We start from the raw sequence: 9,416 nt of genomic DNA, 5'->3' as shown, positions 1-9,416 counted from the left end.
GGTTTGATCACCTCACATTCGTTCATGCAATAGCGGAAAAAGCAAAAAAAATTGAAACGTTTGTTAGTTTGGAAAAAGTACCACAGTGGAGTGAATTTAAAAGCGACGAGAATATAATCGAGTCAATGACAATGATTGTTTTAACGTATCAGCCACATGCGGAGATGGAGGAAAATTTCGAATTCTTATTCGATTATGAATATTGTATTACACGTCTCGAAAGCGCACCTGAGCCTGTAGAGTTTATACAAGAAGTAAAAATAGAAGATCCTTCAATCATAGATATGCGTAAAGGGGAAGATCGACGAAAAGATGACCGTAGAGATAGTATGACCTCCAAATCGACGATTCGTATCGATACATTCAAACTTGATGAATTATTTGATTCGGTTGGAGAGTTAGTCATCGCTCAAAACTTTATCGCTCAAAATCAAAAAATCCGTGATATCGAAGATGAATCGATCAGCCGAACTATTGAAACTCTCTCGAAGATTACTAAGAGGATTCAAGATCGTGTTATGAGTCTACGGATGGTTGCTATTCGCGATACGTTCGATAAAATGAAACGGGTGGTACGAGACACGTCGAAAAAGACGCTCAAAGAACTCCATTTAAATGTTCAAGGTGAAGAGACTGAAATCGATAAAACCATGATTGACAGTTTATCCGATCCTCTAATCCATATTATCCGTAATGCGATTGATCATGGGCTAGAAGCAAATGCTGCCGATCGTGTAGCCGCTGGTAAACATGCAGAAGGGACGATCACTTTGCGTGCATATCACAAAAGCGGTAGTATCGTTATTAGCGTCAGTGATGATGGTCGTGGAATCAACAAAGAGAGAGTATTTCAAAAAGCGATTGAGAGGGGAGTCATCAGCGGAGATGAAAATCTTACCGATAGTCAAATTTTCGGTTTGATTATGCAACCGGGATTTTCCACGGCTGATACGATCAGTGATCTATCCGGGCGCGGGGTAGGTTTAGATGTCGTTAAAACATCCATCGAAAAACTGCGCGGTAAAATCGAGATTGAATCACGTGAAGGGGAGGGGACGACATTTTCGATGGTACTTCCTTTGACCTTGGCAATTATTGACGGTATGCTTGTTCAAACATCAGGAGAGATCTATATCATCCCGACGCTCAGTGTCGTCGAATCGTTTCGACCTGAACAAGAGATTGTTCATTCACTCAAAGATAAAGGAGAATTTGTAAGTCTTCGAGGGCAGCATCTACCGATCATCCGTTTGAGTGATGTATTTAGTCTCCTTACGGAGCACATTGAGCCGTGGGAAGGAATTTTGGTGTGTGTTGAAACTGAATCTGGACGAATCGCCATTATGGTCGATGAACTCATTGGACGCCAACAGGTCGTGATCAAGCCGCTCGGCAAATCGCTTTCACGTCTCAAAGAGATCTCTGGCGGAGCGATTTTAGGAAGTGGAGATATCGCATTGATTTTAAATGTCGATGAGCTTCGTCCGATGATTGAGGCTACACATGCATGAAACTGAACTTAATCATGAAGAATTTTCACTTTTTCGGCAATACATTTATGAGAAAGTAGGGATCGCCCTTTCTGAACAAAAAAGCTCATTGATCAAAGGGCGTTTAAATAAACGTCTCAACCAACTAGAGCTTAAATCATTTTTGGAGTATTACCATTATCTGATTTCGGATATGAGTGGAGATGAACTCTCTTTTTTCGTCAGTGCTATTTCGACCAATGTTACCTCGTTTTTTCGTGAAAGTGCACAATGGAAATGGCTAGAGTCTTATTTGCCTCTATTGATTCATTCGAAGCAAGAGAAAAAGCTCCGTATCTGGTCTGCAGGGTGTTCGAGTGGAGAAGAACCCTATACAATTTTGATGTTTTTACAGCATCATTTGAGTGATTTTCATGAATGGGATATCAAAATTTTAGCAACCGACATCTCATCAAAAGTGTTGACCAAAGCGATAGCAGCGGAGTATGAATCTAAATCGGTTGAATCTCTTCCAAAAGAGATTTTTGTTCGTTCATTCGAAGCATCTAAGACGGCACAGGGAAATTATCGTATCAACAATAGCTTACGATCGAAAGTGATATTTCGGCTCTATAATCTAGTCACCGATCCGTTTATTTTCAAAAATAGGTTCGATATAGTCTTTTGTCGTAACGTCATGATCTATTTTGATGATACGACACGCTTTGAGCTGATCGGGCGTTTTATTCGTGTATTACCACAAGGTGCTCCACTTTTTTTAGGGAGTTCCGAATCGTTAACGACCCATCGTGAAAATTTAAAACTAATTGGGTCGTCTATTTATCAACGTATTTAACAGAGGAGATTTTTGTGGAAACGCACCCCCCCATTCACTCAGCCCAAGAGGCTGATTTCAATATCAATGAACTCTTTTTTTCGATTACGCGCCATGACAGCTCTATTGTCTCGGGTAATGAAGTATTTGTCCGTATTAGCGGCTATTCTAAAGAGGAACTTATCGGACACTATCATAATATTATCCGACACCCTGATATGCCTAAATCACTCTTTAAAACTTTTTGGGATTATCTAAAAAGCGATAAAGCGGTTGTCGCTTATGTCAAAAACAAGACCAAAGATGGGAAATATTATTGGGTTCTTGCCGCAGTTTTCCCATTAAAAGAGCGTTATGTTTCATTGCGTATTAAACCGACGAGTTCTCTATTCGCTGTTGCACGTGAACTCTATTTTAAAACCCTTATGTGTGAATCACGTGAAGGGATTGAGGCAGCAGAAATATTTTTAAGCGCATCCTTGAACGATTTAGGATACCCATCGTATGATGCGTTTATGAGTGATGCCCTTTTGCAAGAACTCCGCAGTCGGCAAAATCTGATGATGGAAACATTACATAAACATCAAAAATTTATCGTTGAAACTCAACTTGATGAGATGCTTGAACGTGCCTATGACCATGCAAACAATTTGAAAAAGATATATGGAATATGGTTTGAAAAAATTCCCCTTTTTTCTGATATCAATACGATGCTAAACGACAAAGGGCAATTACTTCGTGAATTAGCGCGAGATATGATATTTCTGTCATTGAATGCTTCCGTATCTTCTTATAAAGTTGCCAATGGCGGAGAAACATTTGGGGTACTGGCTCAGGACATTCGTCTCAATGTAAAAGAAAACGATACCCTTGTAGATGAGCTTCATACGATCTCGACTGATCTCTCAAAAAGTCTCAATAATATTATTTTTTCTGCCTCGGCGATCCATCTGCAAATTGAAATGATTTGTTATTTTATCGAAGAGATCCTTCTTCGCAAAGTAAACGATACGATCGATACAGGAAATAATATCGATCTTCTAGCGACATTAGTAGATGAATATGTCTGCAAAATCGATAAGGCACACAAAATCCTCGCTTCGCAGATTAGCGATGCCATAAAAAATTTAAACCGGATTGAACGACAGGTTATGTATTTGGGATACGTACAAATTTACGGCATTATCGAAGCAGCAGCCTCTTTAGATCCGAGCGTTGACTTTGAGGGTATTTTCACACAACTGAAAATATTAATCAAAAAAACTTCTGAAGAGGTTGAATCGATTCAAAAGCGTATGGAAAATTTTGCGTCGGAAAATCAAGCACTTTTGCAAAAATCTGCTGAAACCGCATTGGTTTTGAAAACATTCAAGAGAGAAGTTATTGAGATATCTGATTTGGAGAGATGTGTATGATATCACAAGAACAAGCTGTTGATGAATCAACCAAAGAAGTTGAGTTTCTTAGCCGAAAAATTTTGGATTTAAATAAAAAACTAATTAAGAGTGAAAAAGCCAAGTCAGGCTTTCTCTCTTTAGTAGCATCGGAGTTGAATAATCCGATGACCGCTTTACTTGGGCTTGTGCCACGGTTAAAGCCACTTGTGGATTCACCGCAGTATCCTATTTTTGATTTGGTGTATGAGCAGGTTTTACAACTCAATTTTTTGATTGAAAATGTTGTTGCCGCCGCTGAAATCGAAAGTGGAGAGAGTACCCTCTCTCATGCTCAAACTCATATTTCTCAAATAGTTGATGAGATTATCAATGAATTTCGATATAAGCTTGGAGAAAAAGCACTTTTGTTTGAGATTGAATCTGAGAAGTCCGAGCCTATTGTAACTGATCCGCAAAAAATTGATTTGATTGTTAAAAATTTGATTGCTAATGCGTGTATGTATGCCGATACCGATTCAGTAATCCGCATTATTCTTGAGCAATCTAATAAAGAGTATAGCATTAGAGTTGAAAATATGGGTAAAGGGGCTGACATACGCTACGAAGCTGAATTATTTAACCGTTTTTTAGATGCTCCGCATGGTCATCATGGATTAGGTTTAGGGCTCAGTATCGTCCGAAATTATACAGAGCTTTTAGGGGGGAATATGAGATATAAAGCCTCCGATGGCAAGGTGCTTTTTAGTGTTATATTGCCATTGAATCATGAATTACCCGATTCGTGTGCCATCGGTTCAGATGAATTTATATTTGAATCCTTTGATGATGCAATCGAGCTCTGATGATTTATGGTTCCTCTACCTTTATCCACGTTGGACAAATCCATGTTGATCATGCACCCTCAGCCATTTCAACCGTGTTGGGTTCATGTGTTTCGGTGTGTTTGTATGATGGTGAATTAGGAATTGGAGGAATGAACCACTATTTGCTCCCATTTTGGAATGGAAACGGTTTGCAAACACCGAAATTTGGGAATATTTCGATCCCAAAATTGATTGAGGCAATGATCGAAAAAGGCTCTAGCCGTCAATCGATTCAGGCAAAACTATTTGGAGGAGCCTCCATGAATATCAGCGGAAGTGAAGGGATGATGATCGGTGAAAAGAATATTATTGTTGCTCGTCAAATATTGGAAGAATATAAAATCCCGATTATTGCTGAAGATATCGGAGGACAAAATGGTCGAAAAATACAGTTTAATCTTGAACAAGGGAAGGTTTTATTGAAATATGCATCACGCAATGATTTTAGGAGTTGAATATGATACGTGTTCTTATCGTCGATGACAGTGCGACCGCTCGCGCAGTATTACGTGAGATTTTAGAGTCCGATCCGGGGATTGAAGTGGTTGCTACCGCTTCGGATGCGTATGTTGCACGTGATAAGATCGTCGAACTTAAGCCCGACGTAGTCTGTTTGGATGTCGAAATGCCACGTATGGACGGGATTACATTTCTCAAGCGTTTGATGCATTATATGCCTCTTCCTGTCGTCATGGTTTCCTCTTTGACTCAAAACGGAGCGAAAACAACCCTCGAAGCACTCGAAGCAGGTGCGGTTGATTTTGTCGGAAAACCACATTCACATATCTATGATGGGGTAGAAACGATGCGAGATGAATTGTTATCGAAAATCAAAATGGCATCACGTGTTCGAGTAAAACAGCGTTCTCTTGAATCGCTTCGAGAGGCAAATACTACTTCATTAGCTGAAACGACCAATAAAATTTTGGCAATCGGAGCATCGACCGGTGGGACGGAAGCGTTGAAAGATTTATTGATGGGGTTGCCACGCAATGCTCCAGGTATGGTAATTGTTCAGCATATGCCATCTAATTTTACCGGACCTTTTGCTGAACGTCTAAACAGTTTGTGTTCTATGGAAGTGCGAGAAGCAAAAAACGGTGATTCAATCACCCCAGGGGTTGCCTTGATCGCTCCGGGGGATTATCACATGGTAGTACGTCGCTCTGGAGCACGTTATTACGTCGAGATTGGCAGCGGTGAGAAAGTATCAGGACACCGTCCATCTGTCGATGTTTTATTTAACTCGGTTGCGAAAATTGCCGGTGCAAATGCTATCGGAACGATTTTAACCGGTATGGGAGGGGATGGAGCACGAGGACTGTTAGCGATGCGAAATGCCGGAGCACGAACGATCGGTCAGGATGAATCAAGCTGTATCGTGTATGGGATGCCTAAAGTGGCGTATGAGATTGGGGCAGTGGAAAAACAGCTTTCACTGAGCAAAATCCCTCAAGGGATTTTAGAATGTATTTAGTCAACAATAAGAGAAAAATCTAACCGTTGTGACTGTTTTGTGACTTTTTAGCATTATCATGCATGACAAAATTGTTGAGTGGGGAAGAGGTTGGAATGATATCGATTAAAGATGTACATCGCTTTTCACATCGTTTAAAATTGCTTTATGTCGAAGATAACCCTCAGGTACGAGAAGAGACCGTAGCCCTCTTTAGCCCGTTATTTGCATCAGTAGATACAGCGTCTAATGGAGTAGAAGGGTTCGAAGCGTACAATAAAAATTCGTATGATTTGGTAATTACTGATATTAATATGCCCCGTTTAAACGGTATTGGAATGATTCAGAAGATTCGTGAGATTCATCCAGAACAAAAAATAATCGCCATTTCAGCGCACGATGAGCCGGCTATTTTACTCGATCTCATCCGTAGAGGGATTAACAGTTTCATCCTCAAACCGATTAATCTTGATGAAATGCTGAAAATTTTATACCCTGTATGCCGAGATACTGATACCCAAAATGTTAATATGGAATTGTTTGAAGCATTACGCAAAGAACGAAAAAACTTAAAGCGGGTAGTTCAGGCTCTTCAAGCCCATTTGAAAACCGTTGAGATCAAAAATGCGCAGATCTCTAAAATTTCGGAAGAACAAAACACTTTTGTCGATAATGACCCATTTTTAAAAGAATATTTCGCTATTGAGGATGATCAGGGGGATGAGAATGTTCTTTTTATGAGTGATGATGCTGAAGAGATGAAAGAACTCCTTTTAAGTTTACCCGATGATTTGAGCCAGTATTCTCTTCAAAATGAATCATCTTATTTAACAAGTGCCGCGGTGGGTGTCGGGAAAATGTCACGAATTTTGTATCGTTATACCCCTTTTTTAGATCCATTGGCAAAAAACCTCGAAGAACTTTCCGAAATGATGTCCTTAAACTCTCCTTTTGCTTCTTTGATGTTCCAAAAAAGCGATGCTATGTTGTCATTATTTGATGCTGTATGTATCGATTTAGGATTATACGTACACCGTTTTACCCGAGAGAGTATGGCAATGCGTAATATCCATCATATTCATGAACCTACATCCCTTAGTATTCGTCAAATTATTCAGTTAGTCGTTCCTGCTGAATCAAATGAATGCAACGATATCGAACTTTTTTAATGAAACCATTGCGTAGTTCAGATCAGTACAGTCGAGCTATTACACCATTTTGGTTAGAAAAGCGGGTCATATTACTTTTGTCGATTACCCTGCTAATCACGGTTTGGATAGGATTGGATCATTATTACCACAAAAAAGCAGAAGAAAACTTTGAATATATAGCGCATGAACATTATGAAGAACTCAACACTCGCTTACATAATTACGTTCATATTTTACGCAGCGGTACAGGACTCTTTTACAGCAGTGACAGGGTTACTCGTGAGGAGTGGCATCGGTTCGTCGAAGTGATCGATCCTAAAAAACATTATCCGGGTTTGCAGGGGATCGGATTTTCTATAATGCTAAAAAATGGTGACGAAGAGCTGTTGCGTAAACGTTTACAAGCAGATGGGTTCACCCCGTATTCGCTTGAGAACGGACTGACACTTAAAAGTTCAATTCTCTATTTGGAACCTTTAGATGAGCGAAATCGCAACGCGATCGGATATGATATGTACTCTGAACCGATCCGACGTGATGCCATGAACCGTGCTGCTGCTACGGGAGAGATGAGTATGAGTGCTAAAGTGACTCTTGTCCAAGAGATTGATGAAAATATCCAAGCCGGTTTTTTAATCTATCTTCCTATTTTTTTGACTCCAGAAGAACCACATAGTTCTAAAAACCTGATAGGATATGTTTATAGCCCCATCCGTGCAGGGGACTTTTTTGCCTCGATCCCTACCCATCATAAATCGTTGCGAGTCGATGTTTACGATAACAATCAGCTATTGTATCAAACAGCATCAGAAAGTTCATTTGATGCTCAATACTATCTTACCAAAACTCTACAGATAGGGGGAAGGACATGGACTATCCGCTATTACAGTTCCAATACCTTTGAAAAAAAGTACAGCAGTGTATTACCTATCATATTTGCCATTGCTATTGCATTCTTTAATTTAATTTTACTCTATATTATCGTGGAATTGGTTCGTAAACGACTTGAATTGAAAAAGAAAAACAAGGAAATGGAAGAGACAAAAAGATGGCTGAAACGTCTTTTGAATTTTTCGGCAGACGGTATCCATATTTTGGATAAAAATGGAAAACTGATACTCTATTCTCCCTCATTCCAAACCATGCTAGGATACAATGAATCCGAAATGGAGTCATTGGACGTGTTTGCATGGGAGGTTAAAATAGATCCTGCACTCATTCAAGTGATGATGGATAATTTGACGGACAATTTGACAGCTTTTGAGAGTATTTTTTGTCGAAAAGATGGCTCAATGATCGATGTAGAAGTTAAAGCCCATGCATTTTACGAAGAAGGTAAAAAGTATATTTTTGCCTCATCATGGGATATTACGGAACAAACACGTACTAAACGAGAATTGCTATCCGAAAAAGAGTTAGCTCAACACTATCTTGATATTGTAGAAGTGATGATTATAGTTATTAGTACTGATTATACGATTCAACTCATCAATCGTAAAGGCTCCGAGATTTTAGGCTACACTCCAGATGAAGCAGTAGGCAAAAATTTTATCGATTTATTTATACCGGAGCGGATGCGTGAACAGCTGCAAAGTATAGCAGATGGATTACTCAGTTTTGATGCTCATGAATATTATGAAAATCCGATTATTACTAAAAATGGAGTAGAGCGTTTGATCGCATGGCGAAATCGCCCTATGCACGATAAAAATGGTATGATAAATGCAATTTTGAGCTCAGGTGAAGATATCACGGATATGCGTCGAGCACAAGAAGATTTGGTAGAACGAGAATCGTTTTATAAAACGATTTTTGCCTCGGTTAGTGATGCTATCGTGATTTTAGAGAACTATTTTGTTATGGACTGTAATGAACATGCATTGGAGATTTTCGAAACGAATTTGGAAAATTTCATCGGAAAATATGTGTTTCATATCGCGTACGATATCGAGTGTCAAGAACATAGTTTTGTAGAACATGCCAACAGAGCGTATGATGGATATCCCTCATCGACTGAGTGTTCGATTCGGATCCATTCTTATGACTCTGAGCCAAAAATTGTTGAGTTGATCCTCACCTCATTTGGAAAAAGTCAGAATAATAAATTGATTATGGTAGTTCGAGATATCACTCATAAAATTGAAGAGCAGCGTTTTTTAACTATGAATGCTAGACAAGCACAAATGGGGGAGATGATTTCGATGATAGCTCACCAGTGGCGTCAACCGCTTGCAATCATCAATTC

8 protein-coding genes are annotated in these 9,416 nt (G+C 39.4%); all 8 read left to right on the top strand.

All coding sequences use genetic code 11. The features are described 5' to 3' along the window. A partial coding sequence (locus tag WA010_RS00800) for a chemotaxis protein CheA (RefSeq protein WP_422555277.1) occupies positions 1–1,511 on the top strand: 1,511 nt, incomplete at its 5' end. Continuing rightward, entirely contained in the window at positions 1,504–2,325 is an 822-nt protein-coding gene (locus WA010_RS00795) for a CheR family methyltransferase (RefSeq protein ID WP_422555276.1), read from the top strand. The genes WA010_RS00800 and WA010_RS00795, both read left to right, overlap by 8 nt. A 14-nt stretch (positions 2,326–2,339) precedes the next feature. Then, complete coding sequence (locus tag WA010_RS00790; protein WP_422555275.1) at positions 2,340–3,719, top strand: PAS domain-containing protein; 1,380 nt, start codon at positions 2,340–2,342, stop codon at positions 3,717–3,719. After that, complete coding sequence (locus WA010_RS00785) at positions 3,716–4,543, top strand: sensor histidine kinase (protein WP_422555274.1); 828 nt, start codon at positions 3,716–3,718, stop codon at positions 4,541–4,543. The genes WA010_RS00790 and WA010_RS00785 overlap by 4 nt, the downstream gene beginning before the upstream one ends. Continuing rightward, the gene (locus WA010_RS00780; RefSeq protein WP_422555273.1) at positions 4,543–5,019 is read left to right on the top strand and encodes a chemotaxis protein CheD; all 477 of its coding nucleotides are present in this window, start codon (positions 4,543–4,545) and stop codon (positions 5,017–5,019) included. The genes WA010_RS00785 and WA010_RS00780 overlap by 1 nt, the downstream gene beginning before the upstream one ends. 2 nt (positions 5,020–5,021) lie before the next feature. Then, positions 5,022–6,041, top strand: coding sequence for a protein-glutamate methylesterase/protein-glutamine glutaminase (locus tag WA010_RS00775; protein WP_422555272.1), 1,020 nt, complete (start codon positions 5,022–5,024; stop codon positions 6,039–6,041). A gap of 95 nt (positions 6,042–6,136) precedes the next feature. After that, the gene (locus tag WA010_RS00770; RefSeq protein WP_422555271.1) at positions 6,137–7,189 is read left to right on the top strand and encodes a response regulator transcription factor; all 1,053 of its coding nucleotides are present in this window, start codon (positions 6,137–6,139) and stop codon (positions 7,187–7,189) included. Further along, positions 7,189–9,416 (top strand): CHASE domain-containing protein (locus WA010_RS00765; RefSeq protein ID WP_422555270.1); only part of this gene is annotated, 2,228 nt, incomplete at its 3' end. The genes WA010_RS00770 and WA010_RS00765, both read left to right, overlap by 1 nt.

This window comes from Sulfuricurvum sp. (genome assembly GCF_049305995.1).
GTDB lineage: Bacteria > Campylobacterota > Campylobacteria > Campylobacterales > Sulfurimonadaceae > Sulfuricurvum.
This window is presented reverse-complemented; position numbering and strand designations above follow the sequence as displayed.

Coding starts and splice junctions, on each gene's coding strand:
- WA010_RS00795 (WP_422555276.1), top strand. CDS start 1,504: ATGCATGAAACTGAACTTAATCATGAAGAATTTTCACTTTTTCGGCAA.
- WA010_RS00785 (WP_422555274.1), top strand. CDS start 3,716: ATGATATCACAAGAACAAGCTGTTGATGAATCAACCAAAGAAGTTGAG.
- WA010_RS00780 (WP_422555273.1), top strand. CDS start 4,543: ATGATTTATGGTTCCTCTACCTTTATCCACGTTGGACAAATCCATGTT.
- WA010_RS00775 (WP_422555272.1), top strand. CDS start 5,022: ATGATACGTGTTCTTATCGTCGATGACAGTGCGACCGCTCGCGCAGTA.
- WA010_RS00770 (WP_422555271.1), top strand. CDS start 6,137: ATGATATCGATTAAAGATGTACATCGCTTTTCACATCGTTTAAAATTG.